The sequence below is a fragment of the Bacillus sp. SJ-10 genome (assembly GCF_002843505.1).
GTDB classification, from domain to species: Bacteria; Bacillota; Bacilli; order Bacillales; family Bacillaceae; genus Bacillus; species Bacillus velezensis.
The window spans coordinates 1,199,016-1,221,930 of the sequence record NZ_CP025258.1 but is presented as its reverse complement, the minus strand read 5'-3'; the positions used below and the strand labels follow the sequence as shown (position 1 = coordinate 1,221,930).

Genomic DNA, 22,915 nt, shown 5'->3' with positions numbered 1-22,915 from the left:
CGTTCTAAGCTTTTGAATCGAATAATGTCAAACGGCTGACAGGCTTGCGCGCCGCTTGCGGCTCTTTATAATTCATATTCTCTTTTTCACCCGGCATGATCATATCGAATGCCCCGGAGATGAATTGTAAAGCCTGAATCGTGAGCTGTTTGTTCATCTCATTCACTTCTTTCAGACGGTCGAGAAGCGCAGACAAAGAGTGAAATAACCCTTCAAGCTCCTGTTTTTCACTGCCTGAAGTTCTGGAGATGCATGCAGCAATTGTATTGTCCTCACCGCGGCTGAGAAACTGAGAAGTTAACCTGATTCGTTCTTCCTCAGTCTGTCCGATTGCCTGAATATACTTTTGCTCTTTGGTCAATATGTTGGAGAGCTCTTTTGTTTTACCTGCTTTCAGCGCTTCCGTTTTCTCCTCAGACAGCGTGAGCAGATGTTCATGCAGTGCGCAAAGTCGCTTCAGTTGATCAATAATTGGCTTTGCTGACATTGGCTTTCTCCTTTTTATTGCTTTTTATAGAAATTCACTATGTTTTCAGCGATGCTGTTTGAATCTATTTTATATGTTCCGCTCTCTATATCCGCTTTAAGCTGAGCGATTTTTTCCTGACGTGTTTTAGTGACCGCATCTGACGCATTTTGAAGCTCTTTTGCATGAGAAGAAATTTCCACTTTGTCCTTCGGCTTTGCAGCCTCTTTTTGTACGGCTTGCTTTTCGTAATTTTTTTGGTATGGATTAACGGATTGTGTTCCGTACTGATTGATTTTCATAGGATTCCTCTCGCTTTCTGTTCGCAGTCTAATTCTTTTATCGACTGCGTTATCAGTTAGTTTAGGGAATCAGGTGTTTTTGGTATTATAGGCATAGTATGTGTCTTTTGTACTGTTTTTTTCATCGAATTCAGCGGCTGTTTTTTGGTTCATATGGTCTAATTGCGACTCAATATCTGTCTGACAGGACTTGCAAAATTTCCCCGTCCTGATTGGATTTCCGCACCTTTCGCAAGGATATGCCAAATTCGGAAGCTGGCTGATCTGAATCCTTTTTTGTTTGATAAACTTGAGGATCAGCTCTTCATCCACACCTGTTTCCTCAGTGATCTGCTGCATCGTCGACTGTCTGTTGATCTGCTTTCTCAAAAATTTATAGACGGTTTCAAATGCTTTTTCTTCTTCTTTAATACATGCCTGGCACACGGTCTGCAGGTTCGTTTTAAAAAATAAAGCATTGCATTTTGGACAATTCGCCAATTCACCCATCGTATTAACTCCTATTCCTTCTTTAATCTGCCTTATATTTCTATCAATTATATCGGCAGAAAAAAAGAATGATTTAGCTTCTGATTAAAGTAAAAGAGGAGACCGATGACGCTTTACCCGCTGTCAGCAGGACTTCGGCGGCTTGGTGAAGTGTGGCGCCCGTCGTATAAATATCATCTATTAAGATGACGTTCATACCTTCGGCGGAGTTTTCGGCTGCTGAAAACTTTTTTTCTGCGGACAGCCTTTCTGTTTTGCTCTTTTTGGATTGTTTTTCATTGTTCAGTCGGATGAGGGGGAAAATGACGGGCATTCCGAGCAGAGAGGCCAGCAGCTCGGATTGATTGAATCCGCGTTCCGCCAGCCGTTCGCCGCTCAGCGGAATAGGGATGAGAGTATGTGTATTTGATGGATATGCCGCTTTAAAGCCGGCAGCAAAGTCACGTTCAAATGCTTGAATGATTTTCGCATCACCCCTGAATTTAAACCGGGCCAATGAGTCCTTCATCGCATCATTATACAAATATACCGAACGGTTTTGCCGCAGCAAAAAGCACTTTTCCGTTTTTGATTCCCGGGCCGCACAATCAGCGCATTTTTCATTTGACTCCTGAGGCCTCCCGCATATACTGCATACGGGGCCTTCAATTTTTTCGAATTGGCTGCTGCATATGCTGCATATCTCTTGCTCGGGCGCCAGAGAAAACAGAGATCTCCAAGTCAATGAACTTGAAATTGGTGAGTCACACAATAAACAATTCAGAGATATTACGCTCCTTCCCGAGTTTCACAGAACTCGCTTGGATTAACCGAAACAATCGCCGCTGATTCAGCCAGAATGACAAGCAGCGCCGTATTTTTCTGTTTATCAACTATCTCTGCTTTTGCATAAGCAACTTTCTTTTTATCTGTAACATATGCCGGCTCAGCCCGATTTAATGAAAGTGCCAGTACGTCATTTTTGCATACCCGGCATGTGCAGTTCATATGAAGCTGAGACATATGGCGGTCGAGAAGTTCCCTTAATACGATTTCTTTTGAATTGACAAGCATGCTGACAGCTCCTCATAGGAAAGTATGAGTATACTGTATCACGTTTTCTGAAATTAACTAGTCCAACAATTTACTTTTTTGTGCCAATTTGTTCATATGTTCTATATGTTTTTTTGCTTTTTTCATTCCGTTTGTAATTCCGAAATGAAACATGACGACATCACCGCTGAAATGTTTATAATGCCTTCCCGTTCTGCCCGCGATCTGTACGAGCGCGCTCTCAGTAAAGATAGGTGCTTCTGCGCCGAGGACACATGTCTGAACTTTGGGCACGGTAACCCCTCTTTCTAAAATCGTAGTCGTTACCAGCAGGTCAAGCCGGCCGTCTCTGAATCGTTTCACTTTATCCTTTCTGAATGTGTCTTCCGCATGTACGCCTTCTGCCCGTATGTTTAATTTCCGAAAATAATCCGTTGTCTTTTTCAATACGTGTACAGACGGGACGAATAAGAAAACCGGCAGCTGTAATTGAAGTTTTTGGCGGACCCAATCCGTTACAGAGCGCGGCAGTTTTCCTTTCTGAAGCTTCTTCTTCCAATTGCCGCACCACAAAAAACGCGGCTCCGGGAGGGGTTTCCGATGATATCTGGCCGGTATGCGGACGCTTTTCAGCAAACCGGCTTCAGCCTTCTTTTTTAATGTGTCTGAAGGAGTCGCCGTTACATAAACAAGGGCGCTGTTTTTCTTCCTCGCTTTATCAACAGCGAATCTTAATGTCTCATCGGCTGAAAAAGGAAACGCATCTACTTCATCTATTATCATGACATCAAAAATGTCTCGGTAGCGCATCAGCTGGTGAGCGGTTGAAATCATCAGCGGAGTCAAGCGGCCTTTGTCCTCGCTGCCGCCGTACAAAGCAGAAACTTCGACTTTCTCAAATGCTTTATTCAGTCTCGGCAGCAGTTCAAGTACGACATCTGTACGCGGAGTTGCGACACAAACGCGCAAACCGTGATTCAGCGCAAACTCGATACCCGGAAACAGCATCTCTGTTTTCCCCGATCCGCAAACCGCCCATACTAACAGCTCTTGTCTCTCTTTTATCGCATCTGTAAGCGCGGCGGCCGCCCGCTTCTGTCCGTCTGTCAGTGTTCCTTCCCAAGAAAGCTTTACAGGCTCCCAGCTGTTTTCAGGGGCTTGATTCCAAGAATATAATGATGTCAGTTCATCAGCCCTTCCCATCATGACACAGGCGCGGCAATAGGTAATCTGCCTTTTGGCAGAGGGCGCCCAAAATGCCGCAAAGCTGGCTTGATCAGACTGACCGCATCGTTGGCAGACGTAACGGTTTTTCCGGCGGATGATTGACGGCTCGGCCGTTATATATTCTTTTTCTGTTAAACGCTTGATGCGCTGGTCTGAAAACGGTATCTCAGATCTTAATAAATGCCGGCCGTAAAAGAAATCCCGCACCTCTGAAAATTCTGAAGCACCTTCGGACATCTCCCTGCCTCCTTTCTGCTCAAAGTATGCCTGCCGGGAATTTTTTTGTCGAATCACGAAAACTTAATAATAAAAAAATCTCCGCCCTTGAAAACGGAGATTTTCACTTAGTTTTTAAAGCACCAGCCGATTCCGATGGCGCCTTCGCCCAAATGGGTTCCGATCACGGCACCGAAATAGCTGTTATAGAATTCGACATGAGGATATTTACCGCTTAACTCCTGTATAATATCCGCCGCTTCTTCTTCCCTGTTTGCATGGATGACAGCGGCCCGCATCGGGATTCCTTTACTTGCATCCTCCCCAAACAGCTCAAAAATTCTCGAAATCGCTTTTTTGCGTGTCCGAATCTTCTCAAAAGGAACAATTACCTTATTGTCAAAATGAAGAATAGGCTTTACCTTTAACAGACCGCCGATAAAAGCCTGAGCACTGCTTAGACGCCCGCCCCGCTGGAGGTGTGATAAATCGTCCACCATAAAATACGCACGGACTGTTTTTTTCATTTCTTCCAGCTCTTTTATAATCTCTTCCGGTGAGTCAACACCGTCTTTAATGAGCTGTGCTGCCTTTAATGCATAAAAACCTTGTGCCAAACAGCTGATCTCTGAATCAAAGGGATAAACTTTAATATGATCAACCATAGTGTTTGCCGAGGCGGCGCTGTTATAAGTTCCGCTGATTCCGCTGGACAAATGTATGCTTATGACTGCATCATATGTTTTACCCAGTTCTTCGTACAATGCGATTAATTCACCGAAAGAAGGCTGGGACGTAGTCGGCAGCTCATCATGATTTTTTACTTCTTTATAAAAACTTCTCCAGTCGAGTTCTGTTTCTTCGCGGAATGTTTTTTCACCGAAAACCACTTGGAGAGGGATCATATGAATATGATGTTCTTCTCTCATCTCTTTCGGAATATATGCTGTACTGTCTGTTACAACTGCAATCTTCATCACTTTACCTGCCTTATTAAGTACTTAATAAGTATTTTAATAGATATGCAGCTGTAAAAAAAGACTTGCCTTAACAGGCAAGTCTTCTCACACATGACTAACGCATCTCTACCCAGCCGTTTTTAATGGCTACGACAACGGCTTGTGTCCGGTCATTAACGTTCATTTTCTGCAAAATATTACTCACGTGATTTTTCACTGTTTTCTCACTGATAAACAATGATTCACCGATTCCGCGGTTGCTTTTTCCGTCTGCAAGCATTTGCAGCACTTCACATTCCCGTCTCGTTAATATATGTAATGGTCTCCGGATTTCCGGGTAAACCTCATGCTGAGGATGAGCAGAAACTCCGCTTGTCGCAAGACGGCGGAATTCGTTGACAAGATTGTGGGTTACTTTCGGGTGAAGGTAAGAGCCTCCCTCGGCTACCACTTTCACTGCTTCGATTAAAGTATCTGCGTCCATCTCTTTCAGGAGATAGCCTCTTGCACCTGTTTTTAAAGCATGAGTCACATAGTTTTCATCATCATGGATGGAAAGGATAATCACCTTAGATTCAGGGTACAGCTCAACAAGCTGTTTAGTAGCCTCTACTCCATTTACATTCGGCATATTGATGTCCATTATGACAACATCGGGATGATAATGCTCGACGATTCGAGCCGCCTCATCTCCATCGTCACCTTCTGCTACCACTTCAAAGGTAGGTTCAAAATCCAATATTCTTTTTACACCCTCACGGAATAGTTGATGGTCGTCGATAATAACAATATTTACTTTAGTCACACGCTACGCCTCCTTATCCTATTGTTCTATATACGCCGCTGTTCGGTCAATATGTCTTTTGGCTCTATTTAACAAATTATAGGCCGAGAGATAACGGAACCTTAATCATGATAAATGTCCCAAGACCTATTTTAGAGTCTATCGTTATCGTTCCTTCAAGCAGATCTACTCTTTCTTTCATTCCCAGCAAGCCGAATGACTTGTTTTTCTTTTGTTTAGCATCCTTAATATCAAAGCCTTTTCCATTGTCCTTAATGATGAGAACGACAAAATCAGCGGTTACTTCCACTTTTACTGTAATTTCCTCTGATTCTGAATGCTTGAGTGCATTTGTGACGGCTTCCTGAGCGAGACGGAAAAGCGCCACTTCAAATTGCGGGGCAAGCCTTTGGTTCTCCGTGTCTCCGATGCACTGAAAATGTATTTTCACCTTTCCGTTGTATTCTTCAGTTGTATAAAGATATTTTCTCAGTGTCGGAATCAGCCCGAGATCGTCCAATGCCATCGGTCTTAAATCATATATAATCCTTCTGACTTCGTAAAGGGCATTCCGCACATTCTGCCGTAGATTTCTGATTTCCTGAAATCCGTCCTCCGTGCCGCGGTCGCGGAAGATCCGTTCAATTAATTCAGATCTCATCATGACATTTGCCAGCATTTGCGCGGGACCGTCATGAATTTCTCTGGAAACTCTTTTTCTTTCTTCCTCTTGGGCTTCAATGATTCTTAAACCGAAATCTTGTTTAGCCTGCGCATCGGCAAGAAGAAGCCCTACTTGGCGAAGGTCTTGATTCAGGTAATTCAGAACGACGGTTATTTGGCTGACCAACGATTCTGACCGTTCAATGATTTCCTGAAGACCTAAAAGCCGGCGTTCTAAATCATCTCTGCGCTCCCGCAGCTGCTTTTCACGCTGTTGGATCATCGTCAGTTCCACTTGAAGTTTGTGCGCCTTTTCATAGGCGTTGCGAATTTCTTCTTCGCTGAACTTATGGAAATTTCTGCTTACTTCAGACAAGCGGTTTCGTGCGTGCCGCGTATGAACTTCAAGTTTGTCGCCCAGCTCAATGACTTCGTAGACCTGCTGTTTGATCTGTTTGAGTTCTTCAACCAGCTGCTCATATTGCTGGCGCGACTGCTCTCCGATTTGAAAAACCTCGTCCTTACTCCCGTCCACGGTTTTCAGCATTTTCATAAGTATAGAATCCAAAACTTTGGAGTCCATCTTCGATTTATTCATCTGTCTCCCTCCGTAACGGTGTTGTTATGTATTTTTATTATAAATGTAATTGAACTGCAATTTATGTCGAATTATAATGAAAGAATGCGTATATTCTAGAAAAAAACATTTTTATATAGTATCTTACTCTTTCATGATACCAAAATATGCGCAAAAATTCTAAAGTCTGTTCGAATTTGTAGAAACAAGTCTTTTAATGCTTGTCAGGAGGGTCCAGCAATCATGCTGCACAGCTATTTAACAGTTAAAGAAACGGGTGAACATGAGATTGTGATTGAAAAATCGCGTTTTATCTGTCACCTGAGCCGTGCTGCTTCTGAAGAGGAAGCGCAGGAATTTATACAAAAGATAAAAAAACAGCACTGGAATGCGACTCATAACTGCTCAGCTTATCTGATCGGCGAAACCGACCATATACAAAAGGCGAATGATGACGGAGAACCAAGCGGCACAGCCGGCGTCCCCATGCTGGAAGTGCTGAAAAAACGCGGTCTGAAAGATACCTGCGCGGTGGTTACCCGGTATTTCGGCGGAATAAAGCTCGGTGCAGGCGGATTGATTCGTGCATATGGGAAGTCAGTGTCTGAAGGCTTAAATCATATAGGAGTTACGGAGCGGAAGCTGATGCGGATTATGCATACATCAGCGGATTATACGTGGCTCGGCAAGATAGAGAACGAACTGAGAGAATCAGTTTTTTTACTGAAAGATATCCATTATGCGGATCATGTCGAATTTGAAACGTACGTTGAAGAAAAAGACAAAGACGAGTTTATCAAATGGATGACAGAACTGACGAACGGCAAGAGTAAGAATACAGAGGGAGAACTGACGTATTTAGAAACAGACGTCAGCCCTAAAGGAGACTAATGTAATGGCTGAACGTGTAAGAGTGCGTGTTCGAAAGAAAAAGAAAAGCAAACGAAAGATCATATTCAAACGGATTTTGCTGCTGCTTACCCTCGTTTTGTTAGTCGCTGCCGGGTTTGGCGGATACAAAGTATACAAAACGATCAATGCGGCAGATAATGCATATGATGCCCTTTCCCGCGGAGACAAATCAAAATTGCGGGATAAAGTCATCAATATGAAGAAAAAACCGTTCTCCATTTTGTTTATGGGGATCGAAAATTATGCCACCAGCGGAAAAGGCGGACGATCAGATTCCCTTATTGTCGTTACCCTTGATCCGAGAAATAAAACAATGAAAATGCTGAGTATTCCGCGTGATACGCGGGTGACGCTTGCCGGCGACACAACCGGTAAAAAATCAAAAATCAATGCGGCTTTTGCTAAGGGCGGAGCGGATGAAACCGTGTCAACCGTAGAAGATTTATTAGACATACCGATTGATAAATATGTCACTGTCGACTTCAATGGCTTTAAGGATGTTATTGATGAGGTAGGCGGGGTCGATGTAAAAGTGCCTTTTGACTTCGACGAGATGAGTGACGTCAGTAAAAAGAAACGGATCTATTTCAAGAAAGGAAACATGCATTTGAACGGTGAGCAGGCTTTGGCTTATGCGCGGATGAGAAAACAGGATAAGCGCGGAGACTTCGGCCGGAATGACCGCCAAAAGCAAATCCTAAATGCACTGATCGACCAAATGTCCAGAGCTGGAAATATTGCTAAAATCGATAAAATCGCTGAAACAGCGAGCAACAACGTCCAAACGAATATCCGAATCACTGAAGGACTCGCTCTTCAGCAGATTTACAGCGGCTTTACCAGCAAGAAGATTGATACACTGACCATAACAGGATCAGATTTATATTTAGGCGGAACTGCAACTACGCGCGGAACATATTATTTCCAACCAGATCCGACCAATCTCGAAAAAATACGGCAGGAATTGCAGAAACATTTGGATTACCCATCCGGAAGCAGCACGGCGTCCGATCCTGCTTCTGACAGCACCGGAACGGACAGTACGACTGATTCGACTTCCGACAGCACGGGAACAGACGGCACAACCGATTCAACTTCCGGCGGCACAGGAACAGGCGGCACAACCGACTCAACCAACGGTACTGCTGGTGCAAACGGTACGGACAGCACACAGTCCGGCGGCACAACAGGCTATTAAGAGTAAACCCGATCCTTTGAGCAGGATCGGGTTTTTTTATATAATAAGAGAATAGTAAAAAAGCAGACCATTCGCATGATCTGCTCTTTTTAATTTTTCTTTACCAATCTTTTGTAAAACTTGGTAAATGGTTTAAATTGTTCATTTACTAACCCTGTGACCTCTGCTATGATTTGCATAAATACAATCAATACAAAAATAATAAACAGCGAAAGCCAAATGGTCGCGCTTTTCAGCAGGATGGCACTGACGCTGAAAATAAAGCCGATTAAATAAATGATAATGACAGCCGTGCGGTGTGACAGCCCGAAGGCCATCAGCCGGTGGTGTATATGTGACTTATCAGGCGCTGAGATCGGCTGTTTGTTTAAAATCCGCCTGATGACGGCGAATGTCGTATCAAAAATCGGCACGCCCAAAATGATGATCGGAATAATGATACTGAATAAAGTAACACTTTTATAAAGACCTAATAATGAGAGTACTGAGATGACGTATCCGAGAAAGAGCGATCCGGTATCTCCCATAAATATCTTTGCCGGGTGAAAATTATAAAATAAAAATCCGAGTGTGCTTCCTATCACGACAAGTGAAAGTGACAGAATAAGGATTTTCCCTCCGGACAACGCCATAACGGCGATAGTGGAGAGTCCGATGACCGACAGGCCGGCAGCGAGTCCGTCCAAACCGTCAATCAGGTTCATCGCGTTCGTAATACCGACGATCCATAACACAGTCAGCGGGTAAGCGACCCATCCCAATTCTAAACGTTCCGTTAAAAACGGTACGGAGAAAAAGTCCATTTTCAGTCCCGTGCTCACAATCATAATGGCCACGGCCAGCTGGACGAAAAACTTTACCTTTGCGCTTAATTGGTATTTATCATCAAGGATTCCTAAAATAACAATAATAAACGCACCCACCGTGATGGCGGTCATTTTCGTTTCATTATATATGCCGGCCGCGAGCACACCCGCCGCTACGCCGATAAAGATGGCCAAGCCGCCCATACGGGGCATTATTTTATCATGTACTTTTCGGTTGCTGGGCTGGTCAACTGCACCTATTTTGATCGCAATTTTTTTTACGATAGGAGTTAGGATTAAAACCGTTAGCAGAGAGACAAAAAACGCAACAACTATGCGAAACATGCGTTCGTCAAGCATAAAGAAGTCTCCTTTGGAATTATATGAAGTCTTTTCTGATATTGAACCGTTCCTTCCATTATAATTCTTACTAGTTATTATAACAAGCATCATCAAAAAGAAACACGCAAATCAAAAAATGCGCTTTCCCTTTTAATGGGATTGCGCATTTTTCAATATACCCGTGCATTCGAGCATTCGGCCGAATAAAACATTCCAATCCCGTCTCCGGGCCAATTCACGGCGCAAAGCCTCATATGATCCGCTGCGGTCCGCTGCCAGAAGCGCGTCGCAGGCCGCGATGAAATCTGCGGGGTCACTGCCTTCAACGTATTCATAGACGAAAGGCCTTTTGATTTTTGACGTAGAAGAAAGGTTGCAGCCGACAACCGGTTTCCCGGCGGCTAAAAATTCAAAAAGCTTAAGCGGAAATACCGCATCATTATAAGGGGAATTTTTATACGGCATGATGCCGATGTCGACAAGCTGCATATAGGACGGCACTTCATTCGGCGCGGCAGGTCCCGTCCAGATGACATTCGGACGCTCCAGAAGCGACTTGAAATCCGGATCGTCCTTAGCCGTGTTCGGGCCTACCAATAAAATCGTCCAGTCAGGCCTCACATCTGCCGTTTCCGCCATAAGCGCAAAATCGAGCTTCGGTTTGATTCCGCCGATAAAACCGAGAACCGTTCCGTTCCGTCCCCGTAAAATGTCTTCATCCGGCTGTTTATTTTCCCGTGAAAACAGGTCATATTCCACTCCGTTTTCAATGGTGAACACTTTCTGGTGCGGATTCTCCAGCTTTTTTCCGACCTCTTGGTGCAGACAGTCAGATGTACACGTAATGGAATCGGCACGCTGTATGATTCTCATTTCCGCTTGTTTAATGATGTTTCTTCTAACATTTGACAGAACTCCGGACCGGCCGCTGATCGGAGCGGCCCACAGATCACTGCAATCGTAAATCACTTCATCCCAAGGAAACAGATCTGCCAGCAGCGGAAAACCGGGGAAGGTGTACCATAAGCAGCAGCGGGCCCCTTCTCCTTCTTCCTTCAGCATGTTCAACAATGGTGAAAGCTTATGCCTGTAGCACATGTCTGTATACCTGCCGAAGCGGAAAGCTTTTTTCTGCATGAGATCCTTTACAGTGAACTGCCGGATTCCCTCGGCGATCCCGGCCATCTGACCATCATTGGCTCGCGGAGACGGGCATACCCAAATGACGCTTTTCGTTTCTTTTTGCCGGGCGAGAAATTCAGCCAGCCGGTGCCGTCTGTATCTCAGCCGGTCATGCCCCCATTCCGCCGCTCCGACGATTACGTGAATAATCGGTTCCACCTTCATCACCCAGCTCCTCTGACGCCTACAGTCTTTTCAAGACCGCGTTTTTCGCATATTGCATAAAACACCACGAAGCCTTGATAAAATGCAGGCGCTCAATTTCTCTATAAACAAACCACGTTTTTTTTGCGGCTTTCCACTTGTTGCTTGAAATCGAATTCTGAACAAGCCTGTATTCTGAAAGGCACTCATTCAGGCCGTAAGCCGTAAATCCCCTTTTCAGCAAGGAAAGCCATGTCGCTAAATCCTGCCGCGTTCTGATATCAGGCATTTGAATCTGCCCCGTCTGCTCTCTGTCAATCATGACCGTTAAACAGCCGATAATCGTGTTTTTTAAAGCTTCATCATATGACAGGCTTTCAGGGGCTTGAATGGTTTTGTCCGTCGGCGTTCCGTCCTGCTCCATGACGCTGTAGCCCGTAAATGAAAAAGCGCAGGACCGCTCTGCCATAAACGCAAGCTGTTTTTGAAGCTTTTCCTTTTTCCATCTGTCATCGCTGTCCAGAAATGCGACATAACGGCCCTTGGCATGTTTAAGGGCTGTATTTCTGGCAGCCGCGGCTCCCCCGTTTTTATCTAAATAAACGACGCGGATCCGCTCATCCTTTTGTTCATATTGCCGTAAAATATCTCTCGTTCCGTCCGTGGAACAATCATCCGCGATAATCATTTCCCAATGCGGGTGGCTTTGATGTAAAACGGACTGAATCGTGTCTTCGATATATTCACTTGCGTTATAAGACGGTGTAATGACAGATACGAAAGGTTTCCAGTTTGTCATGGTCACATCTCCATCGCAGATTTTTACAAGGACTCTCTAAAAAACTCAGGAATGACAATGAACATAAATGCAACTGCAATGCCGATTAAAACGCCCAGAACCGCTTTCTTTTTCGGCGGCATGCCTTGTCCCGCCGTTTCATTCATCGGCTCTGAATTGATGACGCCGGCCGCTTTCAGGTTCAGCTGCGTATTTTTCAATTCGTATAAAAATCGTTCCTTATCCACTTTGGCGTCCGCGCTGACGGTTTCTCCTTCAAGCGCAGCAATACTCTGCCGCACTACTTTTGCCCGTTTTTCAAACAGGTCCTGGTCATTCTTCAGAAAAGTTTTTATGACGGCTTGAAACACCGATTCGGTCTCCTGTTTGTTTTGGCCGCTGTAGCTGACCGTGATCAATGAATCTGATTGTTTTTCGACAGTCAGTTTACTTTTCACGGCCGCTCTTTCTTCGTCTGTTTGATCAGGCAAAGCCTGCTTTAAAAAGGCATCGCTCGTCAAAAGGAGCGGGATTTCTTTTGTATTGTTATAAAGCGGATGATCATAATTTCCCGCGGCGATCGCGGCTTCTGATGTAAAACTGCTGTTTCCGCTGATTTTTGACGGCAATACATATCCCGCCGCCCCTAACACAACGGGCAGCGCAATGATCCAAATGATATTCTTTTTGATACGCCGGGTTATTCTTGTCAACATATCCTTCATCTCGCATCTCCCTGTTTTTCATAGTACGCCGTGACGGCAGGCTCCTTTTGTAAACGCCTCAATATATTGACCGCCGCGATCACGAGCGAGAGAAATACCCAGTGGAAAAATAAATTTGATACGGAGCTTGGGCTGATGCTGCTTACCAAAAAACCGGCCATCGCCGTGATAAGTCCTTCTGTGATCAGTCTTGACTGATTTTCCGATTTTCTTTCATGACATTTATAAAGTGTCCAAAAAAGGAACAAATAGACTGTCAGGTAACCGAGCATCGTAAGCACGCCGAAGTTCGCCATAATCTCGACGAGCCAGTTGTGCACCTCTACTACGCCGCCCGTATCATAAACGGGCTCCGCTTTTAAATAATACGAGACGTTTCCGGCACCCACTCCGAACCCCCAAGAATCAATCACATAGTGAAAGGCGTTCTTTAAAAGGTTCGCCCTCGCGAGGTTGGAAGGAAGCGGTTGCTGTCCCGGCATCGCCTGCGGAGCTGAAAACAGATTCAAGACGGCATTGGTGATACGGCCCGCAAATAAAACCGCAAACAGCGCCGCACCCGCTCCCGCAGCGTACAGCGCGAGTTTTTTCAACAGGGAAGGCAGCAGGATGAAGACGTATACAGCCGCCCCCGCGCATATGCCCAGCAGACTCGCGCGCGAACCGGTCAAAATAATTAAATACAAAGCGCAGATCGCAAAGAGCAGGCTGACGGCCTTCACATAGCCGTTTTTCATATTTTTCACCGCCGCCGCATACAGAAAGAAACTGATGCACAAAAACGTCGCGAAATCATTTTGATTAAAGAAAACGGACGTCGGATAATGCTGTTTGTACTGCGGGCCGTTATAAAGCGTGGAGCTCGGCAGATGGTGGTGTGTAAAATGGTTGTAAAAGCCGATCGCCATCACAAAAATGGTCATCACAAGCCATATGCCGTAAAAAACCATCAGCTGATCAAAGCGCTGAATGAACATGACAATAAGATAAATCAAAAACATGCCCATTCCCATTAAAGCTAAATATTTAATCCCGTACGTCACGGATTTTGCCCACAATAACGATAGGAGACCGTATGTAAACCATAAGGCGAAAAACATCAGAACCCCTTTTACATTCACCCGATTCCATCTGTCAATATGATGACGGTTTGTCAGGATGCCGGCGATGTGAAGGGCGCCCGCTCCGATTAATAACAACCGGTATATAAATAAGCTGAAAAATCCGAGATGAACCGCAAAGAAGGCCTGGTTTAAAAATGTACACGCGATCAGTATGTAAATGAGCCCCATAAACATCTGACCGTTTGTTGTAAAGGCGGATAGCAAAGCAAGCCCGGCAATGCCGATCATGGCGGCAAGCAGCAGCACGGTGATTTTTCCGAAGCCGGCATCCGCTCTGACCGCCTCCAGCATGATGAATCCTCCTGTAATGAGAGCGGCAAGCAGCACAAGAACATGTGCCGCTGAACGTTTGATACTCACATGGCAAACCCCTTTCCAAAACCGGCAGCCGAGCCGGGCTGCCGAGAGCCTGAAGACAAATCTTTTTCTATCTTGCCAGTTCTTTTATTTGCCGATCGGCATGAACCGCCGGACGTCCGACGGAATGATAAGTGAATCCTGAAACCCTCATATACTCCAGCGGAAACATATTTCTGCCGTCAATGATGACCGGCTGTTTGAGCAGCTGCTTCACTCTCTGAAGATCCATCTCCTTGACTTCCGGCCAATCTGTTGTAATCAGGCATGCGTCCGCGTTTTTGATGGCACTGTACAGCTTTGTGTGATATTCAATACCGCCGTCTCCTAATATCGCTGACGCTTCGGGAATCGCGATCGGATCATACGCTTTCACGTGAGCGCCCTGCTCTTTAAGACTTGTGATGATATCAAGAGCCGGGGCGGAGCGGACGTCATTTGTGTGCGGTTTAAAGGCCAGCCCCAGTACGGCCACGGTTTTCCCTTTTAAGGGACCGATAGCGCGGTTCAATTTTTCCGTAATACGGACCCGCTGCTTCTGATTGGTTTCAATGACGGCTTCCATCATTTGAAACGGATAGCCGGCGGCGTTTGCGATATGCAATAAAGCCGTTGTATCCTTCGGAAAGCAGGATCCGCCGAATCCGATGCCCGCCTGCAGAAATTTATTCCCGATCCGGCTGTCAAGACCGACGCCTTCTGACACGTGGGAAATGTCCGCCCCGACACGTTCGCAAATATTGGCGATATCGTTAATAAAAGATATTTTGGCGGCTAAAAAAGCATTTGCGGCATACTTAATCATTTCCGCGCTTTCAAGATTGGTCTTTACGATCTTCGTACGGAACGGCTTATGAAGCTCTTCAATGACCGAAGCGGCATGTTCGCTTGTGGCGCCGATAACCGCCCGCTCCATCTGCATCGTATCCCGCACCGCCGAACCTTCGCGGAGGAATTCAGGATTTGACGCGACATCAAACGGATATTTTCCCTTTGACGCTTCGCTGACGATTTGGTAAACGAGCTTTCCCGTCCCGACCGGAACAGTGCTTTTGGTGACAATGATTTTGTATCCGTTCAGCTGTTCTCCGATTGTTTGCGCCGCTGCCTTAATGTAGGTCAGATCGGCTTCACCCGTCTTTGACATCGGCGTACCGACGGCGATATAGATGATATCAGCGGCTTTCACAGCCGGCTCAATATCGGCCGTAAAGGATAACCGCCCGGCACTGACATTTTTTTCGGCTAATTCCTCAAGCCCCGGTTCATATATCGGGATGACTCCGTTTTGCAAGCTTCTGATTTTCGCTTCATTGATGTCACAGCAAGTCACATGATGGCCGATTTCCGCAAAACAAGTTCCAGATACAAGACCTACATACCCTGTTCCTAATACAGCGATTTTTTTCACAGCTTCATCCCTCTTTCGAAAGGTTCTCCTCTTGCCCGGCCCGGTTCATTACGGATCGGTATTTCTCTTTCAGCGCTTTCGCGTTTTGGCTTGCGTCAAAATACGTGCGGACGGTTTGATAAAGTTCCTCGGCTGTTTGCGGCGTCCAAGCCTCTCCTCCGTCATATTGCAGAATCGATTCTGCCAGCGTCTCAGGTGAACCCGGCTTGATCAGCAACCCCCGGTGTTTCCCGAATAAAGAAGCCAATCCTCCGACATCGGTGCAGATTACCGGCACCTTCAGAGCGAGCGCCTCAATGACCACAGTCGGCATGCCTTCGCTGTAGGACGGCAGCGCCATTACATCCGAGGCCAGCAGATAGTCCTGTACCTTGTCGTTCGGCACTTGCCCCGTGATGATATGAGCGGCTTCCCGCAATGAAGATGCGGCGGGACCGTCACCGACAAAGACAGCTTTATATCTTTCATCCAATGACTGAACGGCTTTTGATAAGTCGAAAACACCTTTCTCTTTGACAAGCCTGCCGATGAACACGATCATTTTTTTATCCGGAGGAAGGCCGAGCCGTTTTCTGACGGCTTCTTTCGTCTCGTTCCTTTCTCGGAAGGCGTCAAGCGTGATGCCGATCGGAAGCACGCTGCACTCCGCTTCGATGAGCTTTTTCATTTGTTCCCGCAGACTGCCGCTCACAGCGTAAATATCGGCTGCTTCCCGCACCGCAAATGTAAATGCGCGATGAGCGCTTTTGCTGTAATGCGGATAGACATTGACATCACTGCCATGCAAGGTCAGCACATACGGAATGCCTAGAGCCTTCGACACAATGGCGGCCGCTCCGCCTGACGGCATGGCGAAATGCGCGTGAATCAGATCGGGCTTCAGGCCATGATTTCTAATCGCGGAAAGAACCGATGCCGCCATTCTTTTATGCGGCTGCGCCCATTTCAGCTGCCCGGGAACCGCCTGATAAAACGGCCGGTGGACGGACACGCCTTTCCGCCATTCATGCGCCGGCCTTATATCCTTTTGCCGATACGTCTTTTTCAGCACCCGGAATGGCGCGGCAAGTTTCGGCCGCGGACAAATGACGGTCATCTCCGCGCCAAGCTTTCTCAGTTCTTGCGCCTGTGTTTCATGAAAAACGCCTTCCCCCGGCTTTTCACTGCTCGGATAGACACTTGTCATCCACAATACCTTCATAGCAAACGTCCTTTTCTTAATTTACTTTTCATATGCGGATAAGCTTTTCCTAACAGGAATAAATAACACAACGCGCCGCAGACTACGGAGATTGCCAGACGAAGCTTGACATCAAGGCTGATCCGCTCCGTGCCGAAGCTGGCTGTAAAGGCGATGACACCCATTGCCGCCGTAAGCAGAAACGGTTTGGCCACGGCTTTGAAGTAAGCCGACAGACGCAGCTTAATGACATATGCCAACAGCCAGCGCCCGATCAGGAAATTCAGGATGCTGATGAAAGCGTACGTCCAGGCTACCGTCAAGAGATTTCCGGACAGCACGGCGGCGTACAAAGATGCACCATACAGCAGCATCACCCCGGCGTCCCAATAAAACGCCAGATCGGCCCGCCCTTTTGCGAGCAGCACAGATCCGTTCGGATTCATCAGAACCCTTAAAATCCCGACGATGGCGAGAACGTTTAAAACCGGGACAGCCGCCAGCCATTTTTCTCCGAATACCGAAGCCACGAATGCATCCGACACTGAAACCAAACCGAGCAAAAGCGGAAAGGATATCAGCGCGAGTATTTTGGTCATATTGAGAAATCCTTCTCTGATAACGCTGTTTTCATGCTTGTTTTTCGCAAAGACGGGAAACGCGACTCTCGTAATGATCGGATTAATTTTTAATACCGGAAGCGTGACAATCTGGTAGGCCAGATTGTAAATGCCGAGCGCCTCGGCGCCGATAAAACTGCCGATCAGAATCATATCAATATTCGCTCCGAGCCGGTTCACAAGCCGGGAAGACAGCTGAAAGGCCCCGAAAGAAAAGAAGCCTTTCATTCCTTTCAGATCAAAAACGAACGCCGGTCTCCATGTTTTTCTGCAGGCCATCCAGTACAGAATCCCTTTCGACGATTGCAGCAGCACCTGAGAAATCACATAGGCGAGAATCGGGTCCGTATAAAAAACCGCGGCCGCCAAATACACGAAGGACAGCACATTTGAAAAGATTTCAATCTTGCTTAACGTGTTAAATGCCAGCGCTTTTTGCAGCATATACTGGTATTGCTGACCGATCGGCGCGATTAAAAACATGACGGCCAGCACGCGGATTAAATAGACAAGCTCCTCCCGCCGATAAAAATCGGCGATGAGCGGACTGCTGAAAAACAGCAGCGCAAACAGCGCAAGCCCCGTTATGATATTCAGCCAGTACAAGGAAGACATCTGTTTATCAGTCACATGATCTTTTTGAATGAGCGCGGCGCCAAAACCCATATCAAGTGCAATTTGGGCAAACACCACTACCGTTGTGATCATGCCGACAAGACCGAATTCAGCCAGTGACATGACCCGCCCGAGCAGGGCGAATTGGATGATTTGAATGACCGTAATACACGCTGTCGAAATACTTGTCCATTTGGCGCCGCTCAAGATTTGATTTGTAATACTAGGCATCGTTTTCCCTACTTTTTTGTCTGCTGACCAGAATTTTTATCGCGCCCCGTCACCGGTCCAGATCACTTTGCACGTTTTGAGCATAATCTTCAGTTCCAATGAAAAGGTCAGGTTGCGGATATAATATAAGTCAAACATCAGTTTTTCCCTCGGTGTCATGTCATATCCCCCGTTGACCTGCGCCCAGCCGCTTAATCCCGGCTTAACGGCCAGCCGCTCCGTAAACCCCGGAATCTCAGCCTGAAACTGTTCCGTGAACACGGGACGCTCGGGACGCGGGCCGATCAGGCTCATTTCTCCCCGAAGCACATTTACCAGCTGCGGCAGCTCATCAATACGGGTCCTTCTGATAAAAGCGCCGACCTTTGTCACGCGGGGATCCTTTTTCAGCGCCCAGACCGCCCCCGATTTTTCAGCATCTATTTTCATAGAGCGGAGCTTATACAAATAAAACGGCTTCCCGTCTTTGCCTACCCGCTCCTGCTTATAAAAAGCCGGGCCGGGCGACTCCAAACGAATCAGTATGGAGAACAGGCCCATCACCGGGAGCGCCGCCAAAAGCCCCGCAAGCGCAAACACAATGTCCATGAATCGCTTAAAAGCCAAATAACGGGCCGTTCTTTCCGTAACGGCACCGGAAGTCCCCTGCCGCACTGCATAGTTATTATTTACATTCATGCTTTTCTCTGCTCCCACTGACACACACCTCACGATTTGTTGGGATGTTTGATGACCTATGCCGTGAGTTTAGCAGATGGATGTTAATTGGAAGTAAAGGAAGCGTTAATGTTTATTAGAATGTTTCGATTATTGTTTTTTTATTGTAAATCTATTCATATCCATATTTGAGACAAAGCATAATGAAAAATAAAAAAACAGACCGGTATGAACCGGTCTGTTTCCATGAAAAAATTATCGGAAATAGGAGGAAACGCCTTGGGTGATCCCCGCCGCGAGTCTGTCCTTTTTCGTTGATTGTTTTAAAATATTGGCATCAATCGGGCTTGTGACAAAACCGGTTTCTAACAAGACACTCGGCATTTTAGAATACTTAATGACGTAAAATCCGGCAGTTTTCACACTGCGGTCACGCGTGCCGAGGGCAGAAACCATTCTCGGCTGAATATTTTGGGCAAGCCTCAGACTGTTTGCGGATTGGTACGTTTTATCATAATACGTCTCCGTACCGTTTGCACTGCTGTTATCATTCGCATTTGCATGGACGCTGATGAAAATATCGGCGTTCGCCTTCGCCCCTTTGTTCACTCTCTCCTCAAGCGAATCAAAGGTGTCGCCCTTTCTTGACATTACAGTAAGCGCGCCCGCGCCGTATAATTGATTGTTAAGACGCGTAGCGATATCAAGGTTTACATTTTTCTCAAGCAAGCCGTTTCCGGTTGCACCCGAATCCTGATAGCCGTGCCCTGGATCAATAAAGACCGTTTTGCCGACAACGGGATTTTTCAGCTGCGACGCGGCATTGTTGCTTAAAGATGAAGCACTTCCTATAACGGTGAAGCTGGTGATGTTTTTACTTCCGATATACGTCCGGACGTCTTTTGACAGACTGTCTCCATTCGTCAGCAGGTGAACTCTTCCCTGTTTGGCGCTCAGCACGCCTCCGACGATGGTATCCGCCTCTTTAAAACCATTGGTAACAAACGTATAGCCTGTGCTTAAGCCTGTCTTTTTTGCAAGATTCACAGACAGGTTATAGCGGTTTTTGCCGCTGATTCTTGAAGGGTTCGGCAGTTTATTGTAAAGTGAGCTGCTGATGCTGCTTGTCCCGCCGATGACAATCGTGTTTTTAATCCCTAAGCTTTTGATCGCATTGGACGTAGAACCATTTAACGTTGAATCATTAGTGAATAAAATCGGATATTTTTTAGCAGACGCATAAGAAATCGCAGCCATTCCATCTGCATCAACAAACCCGTTGACCACAAGGGCTGTAGAAGATCTTGTCATTTCACCCGCCACTTTTGCGGCTGTGGCATATCTCGTGCTTCCTGATAATCGTTTGACACTGATGCCTAATTTAGCAATTTGATTTTCAGTATTTTTCGAAACGGCAGGTGTGCCGCCTACGATAATCACATTTTTCGTTTTTAAATCAATTAATCCCTTTTTTGTGCCGGCAGACAGCTGATCTTTATTTGTAAACAGCAGCGGTGCATTTTTTTGATATGAAAGCGGCGCAGCGGCAATTGCATCGGCATATGAAGTCCCGCCGGTGATAATGACCGTTTTCGCTTCACCCCATGATTGTTTTGCCGCCAGTACAGCCGTATCATACCGGGTGCTTCCGCCGATCCTTTTAACCGTGTTGTCAGCCAAAGCGGAAGGGACAAATAGAATGACCCCGAGAATGAAGACGGGGAGACATTTTATGATGAATTTCAATCCGATCTCCTCCACAGAAGTTTAGTAGTTTGTAAGTGCTGTATTAGGATAATAGAACGCAAGAATAGAAGTATACGGCTCTCCGGCCTCCGCTCTTTCTTTTGCTCCGTATTGACTCATTCCTACGCCGTGACCGTATCCCTTTCCTGATATCGTGATTTGCGAAGAATTACCGGACGCACTGGCGTATGTGCTTTTAAAAGATGAAGCTCCGATCATCGTCCTGAGTTCAGACGCTTTCACCTCAACAGATGCAGTCTTGTTCATGACATAGCCCTTCGACTTGTCATTCACATGGTACGTGACCTTCACCGCGGCGTCTTCCGCGCGCTGGCCTTTTGTTTTTCCGGTGAGCGAGAGATCAGAGATGCTTGCAATTTTTATGGAACTTGCATTGGTTTCTTTATTTTTCATCAGCCAATTTTTTATTCCGTTGAGCTGCGCGGCATTTGCTTCGTTTGTTTTAGACCACCAGGATGCGGGATTTTTCATATCCAGACCCGCTGGCAGCTGCTGCTTCTGCAATGTTAAAGACCAGCTGATTTCCGGATCTTTTGTATCCTTTTTGGCTACTAAATACGGCACTTTCGATCCCCACACTTCATCGCCGGCTTCCATGTAACCGCCATTGCTTGATGAGTAAGTGGCATCTATCAATCTGCCGGAATAAGTGAGCACTTTCCCTTTTGTTCCGTTAACGGCTGCGGTGGCGTTTGGATACCAGCTGTATCCCCCGTAAACCTGGAAGGCCGTTGTATCCGCGACCGTTTGTCCCATCTTGCCGATAGAGTAGGTGCGGGCGGCAACAGCCTGGGCTTTCAGCGCTTCTGTCGGCCAGCTTCCCGGCATTTCATTCGGCAGGACACCTTTCAGATAATCCTCAAAAGGAATGTTTTCATTAACAGGTCTTACATATTTTCCGGATTCCGCAGTGAAACTCATATTCCCCAGATATGGTTTCCCGTCAATGCTGATTGTGTTTGCTGTTGAATATTTTTCAGGAACCGCCTTGAAAGACGTTTTTCCGCTGTTAATGCCTGCAACGCCTAATTTGCCGCCGGACGTTTCAATACGGTACGTCTTTCCGTTTACGAGATAAAACTCTTTTGCGTAAGCAGCCTTAACTGAATCGGCAATTGAATTCGCGCTGCCTATTAATGTATAAGAATAGGTGCCTTTCGTTTTAAAAAGGCTGGCCTCGTCGGCGGGTGTTTCGCTTTTTTTGATGTATACAAGCGGCATGTGATTTGCGGCGGCAATATTTGATCCGACAACGATGTCCGCTAATTTAGTCCCATTGGCAGCCACCGTTTTGCTTGCATCCATGCCAAGCGAAGTGACTGCGTTTGCTGATATTTGATATCTGTTTGATCCGGTAATTCTTTTGGTGACCGAGGCCTTCTTTTTAATTTGATTCTCCACATCTTTGCTGACGCTTGAAGTGCCTCCCATGATGATCACTTTTTTAGGCAGATTGTAGCTCGGGAGGGAGTCTTTTTTCGTCAGGAGAATCGGATAGCCGTTTTGCGCAGCATAAGGCGCGATTGCCAGCGCATCCGTATATACATCCCCCGTTACTACGACCGCCTGGTCATAGCTGCCCATTTCGGCCGCAATATTTTTGGACAGATCATATCTGTTTTTTCCGCTGATCCGTTTCGTGCGGCCGTATTTCTTCAATGTCTTTTCCGCGGCTGACGAAATACTGTTCGTCCCGCCGATGATTAAAATATTATCCGGACTGAATTTCTTGATTTGCGCTTCTGTGCTGCTGCTCAGTTTTTTCGCTTCAGTCAGCAGAACAGGCGCTTTCAGTTTATTCGCTAAAGGAATGACGGAAAGCGTGTCCGCAAAATAAGCATCCGTATTAACGACGACTACGTTGGACGGGTTTTTCCAATACTTAGATGTCGCAGCGTTAGCCGTATCATATTTGGACGCGCCTCCCAATCTGACAACGGAGGAGACATCGCTTCCCGTCAGTTTATAAGTTCCTGAAGGTTCGATATTCAGAGTCGATTTATTACCAATATAATTCGTCAGTTTTACTGAGATATCAGAACTGGCCGCAAAAGTGCTTTCCGGTAATAAAGCCAGGCTGAATATCACAGAAAAACAGACAGCCCATATTGTTTTCTTCAATTTTTATCCCGCCTTTTGCTGATCATGGTG

General features: G+C 46.3%; 22 protein-coding genes. 2 read left to right on the top strand and 20 right to left on the bottom strand.

Translation table 11 applies throughout. The annotated features are described in order from the left end of the window. Positions 1-4: 4 nt before the first annotated feature. The 9 genes from CXL14_RS06265 to degS all read right to left on the bottom strand — a co-directional run bounded on the left by CXL14_RS06265 (position 5) and on the right by degS (position 6,736). Complete coding sequence (locus tag CXL14_RS06265) at positions 5-487, bottom strand: flagellar protein FlgN (RefSeq protein WP_003151394.1); 483 nt, start codon at positions 485-487, stop codon at positions 5-7. 14 nt (positions 488-501) lie between these two features. After that, on the bottom strand, positions 502-768 hold the full coding sequence (flgM, locus tag CXL14_RS06260) for a flagellar biosynthesis anti-sigma factor FlgM (RefSeq protein WP_003151393.1): 267 nt from the start codon (positions 766-768) through the stop codon (positions 502-504). 69 nt (positions 769-837) lie between these two features. After that, positions 838-1,257 carry a TIGR03826 family flagellar region protein gene (locus CXL14_RS06255; protein WP_014419009.1) on the bottom strand — a complete coding sequence of 140 codons (420 nt, stop codon included), beginning with the start codon at positions 1,255-1,257 and terminating at the stop codon, positions 838-840. 73 nt (positions 1,258-1,330) lie between these two features. After that, the gene (locus CXL14_RS06250) at positions 1,331-2,020 is read right to left on the bottom strand and encodes a ComF family protein (protein WP_197535984.1); all 690 of its coding nucleotides are present in this window, start codon (positions 2,018-2,020) and stop codon (positions 1,331-1,333) included. Positions 2,021-2,025: 5 nt separating this feature from the next. Further along, on the bottom strand, positions 2,026-2,310 hold the full coding sequence (locus tag CXL14_RS06245; RefSeq protein ID WP_014419011.1) for a late competence protein ComFB: 285 nt from the start codon (positions 2,308-2,310) through the stop codon (positions 2,026-2,028). A 57-nt stretch (positions 2,311-2,367) separates the two neighbouring features. Continuing rightward, on the bottom strand, positions 2,368-3,753 hold the full coding sequence (locus CXL14_RS06240) for an ATP-dependent helicase ComFA (RefSeq protein ID WP_014419012.1): 1,386 nt from the start codon (positions 3,751-3,753) through the stop codon (positions 2,368-2,370). Positions 3,754-3,860: 107 nt separating this feature from the next. Further along, on the bottom strand, positions 3,861-4,709 hold the full coding sequence (locus tag CXL14_RS06235) for a DegV family protein (RefSeq protein ID WP_003151387.1): 849 nt from the start codon (positions 4,707-4,709) through the stop codon (positions 3,861-3,863). A gap of 97 nt (positions 4,710-4,806) precedes the next feature. Further along, positions 4,807-5,496 carry a two-component system response regulator DegU gene (gene degU / locus CXL14_RS06230; RefSeq protein ID WP_003219701.1) on the bottom strand — a complete coding sequence of 230 codons (690 nt, stop codon included), beginning with the start codon at positions 5,494-5,496 and terminating at the stop codon, positions 4,807-4,809. 76 nt (positions 5,497-5,572) lie between these two features. Further along, the gene (degS, locus tag CXL14_RS06225; RefSeq protein WP_007407484.1) at positions 5,573-6,736 is read right to left on the bottom strand and encodes a two-component sensor histidine kinase DegS; all 1,164 of its coding nucleotides are present in this window, start codon (positions 6,734-6,736) and stop codon (positions 5,573-5,575) included. A gap of 222 nt (positions 6,737-6,958) precedes the next feature. On the opposite strand from degS, the gene CXL14_RS06220 reads away from it, so the two are divergent. Both CXL14_RS06220 and CXL14_RS06215 read left to right on the top strand, forming a co-directional pair. Then, on the top strand, positions 6,959-7,606 hold the full coding sequence (locus tag CXL14_RS06220; RefSeq protein WP_007614107.1) for a YigZ family protein: 648 nt from the start codon (positions 6,959-6,961) through the stop codon (positions 7,604-7,606). Between the two features lie 4 nt (positions 7,607-7,610). Further along, positions 7,611-8,825, top strand: a complete 1,215-nt coding sequence (locus tag CXL14_RS06215; protein WP_014419013.1) for an LCP family protein — start codon at positions 7,611-7,613, stop codon at positions 8,823-8,825. Between the two features lie 89 nt (positions 8,826-8,914). Here CXL14_RS06215 and CXL14_RS06210 read toward each other — a convergent pair whose 3' ends face one another. From CXL14_RS06210 to CXL14_RS06160, 11 genes are all read right to left on the bottom strand, one after another. Further along, complete coding sequence (locus tag CXL14_RS06210) at positions 8,915-9,991, bottom strand: glycosyltransferase family 4 protein (RefSeq protein ID WP_003151382.1); 1,077 nt, start codon at positions 9,989-9,991, stop codon at positions 8,915-8,917. A 132-nt stretch (positions 9,992-10,123) separates the two neighbouring features. Next, positions 10,124-11,320 carry a teichuronic acid biosynthesis protein TuaH gene (gene tuaH, locus CXL14_RS06205; protein WP_014419014.1) on the bottom strand — a complete coding sequence of 399 codons (1,197 nt, stop codon included), beginning with the start codon at positions 11,318-11,320 and terminating at the stop codon, positions 10,124-10,126. Between the two features lie 19 nt (positions 11,321-11,339). Further along, on the bottom strand, positions 11,340-12,098 hold the full coding sequence (tuaG, locus tag CXL14_RS06200; RefSeq protein WP_003151380.1) for a teichuronic acid biosynthesis protein TuaG: 759 nt from the start codon (positions 12,096-12,098) through the stop codon (positions 11,340-11,342). Positions 12,099-12,121: 23 nt separating this feature from the next. Further along, positions 12,122-12,802, bottom strand: coding sequence for a teichuronic acid biosynthesis protein TuaF (gene tuaF / locus CXL14_RS06195; protein WP_014419015.1), 681 nt, complete (start codon positions 12,800-12,802; stop codon positions 12,122-12,124). After that, a complete protein-coding gene (gene tuaE / locus CXL14_RS06190) occupies positions 12,799-14,286 on the bottom strand; it encodes a teichuronic acid biosynthesis protein TuaE (RefSeq protein WP_014419016.1) in 1,488 nt (495 codons plus the stop codon). The genes tuaF and tuaE overlap by 4 nt, the downstream gene beginning before the upstream one ends. Positions 14,287-14,353: 67 nt before the next feature. Further along, positions 14,354-15,694 carry a UDP-glucose 6-dehydrogenase TuaD gene (gene tuaD / locus CXL14_RS06185; protein WP_014419017.1) on the bottom strand — a complete coding sequence of 447 codons (1,341 nt, stop codon included), beginning with the start codon at positions 15,692-15,694 and terminating at the stop codon, positions 14,354-14,356. A 4-nt stretch (positions 15,695-15,698) separates the two neighbouring features. Beyond that, entirely contained in the window at positions 15,699-16,895 is a 1,197-nt protein-coding gene (gene tuaC, locus CXL14_RS06180) for a teichuronic acid biosynthesis protein TuaC (RefSeq protein WP_014419018.1), read from the bottom strand. Then, the gene (gene tuaB, locus CXL14_RS06175; RefSeq protein ID WP_014419019.1) at positions 16,892-18,340 is read right to left on the bottom strand and encodes a teichuronic acid biosynthesis protein TuaB; all 1,449 of its coding nucleotides are present in this window, start codon (positions 18,338-18,340) and stop codon (positions 16,892-16,894) included. Before tuaB ends, tuaC begins: the two co-directional genes overlap by 4 nt. Before the next feature lie 36 nt (positions 18,341-18,376). Beyond that, complete coding sequence (locus tag CXL14_RS06170; protein ID WP_014721880.1) at positions 18,377-19,036, bottom strand: exopolysaccharide biosynthesis polyprenyl glycosylphosphotransferase; 660 nt, start codon at positions 19,034-19,036, stop codon at positions 18,377-18,379. Between the two features lie 216 nt (positions 19,037-19,252). Further along, positions 19,253-20,743: an N-acetylmuramoyl-L-alanine amidase gene (locus tag CXL14_RS06165; RefSeq protein WP_012118582.1), complete on the bottom strand. Its 1,491-nt coding sequence runs from the start codon at positions 20,741-20,743 to the stop codon at positions 19,253-19,255. Between the two features lie 21 nt (positions 20,744-20,764). Beyond that, a complete protein-coding gene (locus tag CXL14_RS06160; protein ID WP_022553874.1) occupies positions 20,765-22,885 on the bottom strand; it encodes a SpoIID/LytB domain-containing protein in 2,121 nt (706 codons plus the stop codon). Between the last annotated feature and the right edge of the window lie 30 nt (positions 22,886-22,915).

Coding starts and splice junctions, on each gene's coding strand:
- tuaF (WP_014419015.1), bottom strand. CDS start 12,802: ATGAAGGATATGTTGACAAGAATAACCCGGCGTATCAAAAAGAATATC.
- CXL14_RS06240 (WP_014419012.1), bottom strand. CDS start 3,753: ATGTCCGAAGGTGCTTCAGAATTTTCAGAGGTGCGGGATTTCTTTTAC.
- CXL14_RS06220 (WP_007614107.1), top strand. CDS start 6,959: ATGCTGCACAGCTATTTAACAGTTAAAGAAACGGGTGAACATGAGATT.
- tuaC (WP_014419018.1), bottom strand. CDS start 16,895: ATGAAGGTATTGTGGATGACAAGTGTCTATCCGAGCAGTGAAAAGCCG.
- tuaH (WP_014419014.1), bottom strand. CDS start 11,320: ATGAAGGTGGAACCGATTATTCACGTAATCGTCGGAGCGGCGGAATGG.
- CXL14_RS06215 (WP_014419013.1), top strand. CDS start 7,611: ATGGCTGAACGTGTAAGAGTGCGTGTTCGAAAGAAAAAGAAAAGCAAA.
- CXL14_RS06265 (WP_003151394.1), bottom strand. CDS start 487: ATGTCAGCAAAGCCAATTATTGATCAACTGAAGCGACTTTGCGCACTG.
- degS (WP_007407484.1), bottom strand. CDS start 6,736: ATGAATAAATCGAAGATGGACTCCAAAGTTTTGGATTCTATACTTATG.
- CXL14_RS06210 (WP_003151382.1), bottom strand. CDS start 9,991: ATGCTTGACGAACGCATGTTTCGCATAGTTGTTGCGTTTTTTGTCTCT.
- tuaB (WP_014419019.1), bottom strand. CDS start 18,340: ATGCCTAGTATTACAAATCAAATCTTGAGCGGCGCCAAATGGACAAGT.
- tuaG (WP_003151380.1), bottom strand. CDS start 12,098: ATGACAAACTGGAAACCTTTCGTATCTGTCATTACACCGTCTTATAAC.
- CXL14_RS06245 (WP_014419011.1), bottom strand. CDS start 2,310: ATGCTTGTCAATTCAAAAGAAATCGTATTAAGGGAACTTCTCGACCGC.
- CXL14_RS06255 (WP_014419009.1), bottom strand. CDS start 1,257: ATGGGTGAATTGGCGAATTGTCCAAAATGCAATGCTTTATTTTTTAAA.
- CXL14_RS06235 (WP_003151387.1), bottom strand. CDS start 4,709: ATGAAGATTGCAGTTGTAACAGACAGTACAGCATATATTCCGAAAGAG.
- flgM (WP_003151393.1), bottom strand. CDS start 768: ATGAAAATCAATCAGTACGGAACACAATCCGTTAATCCATACCAAAAA.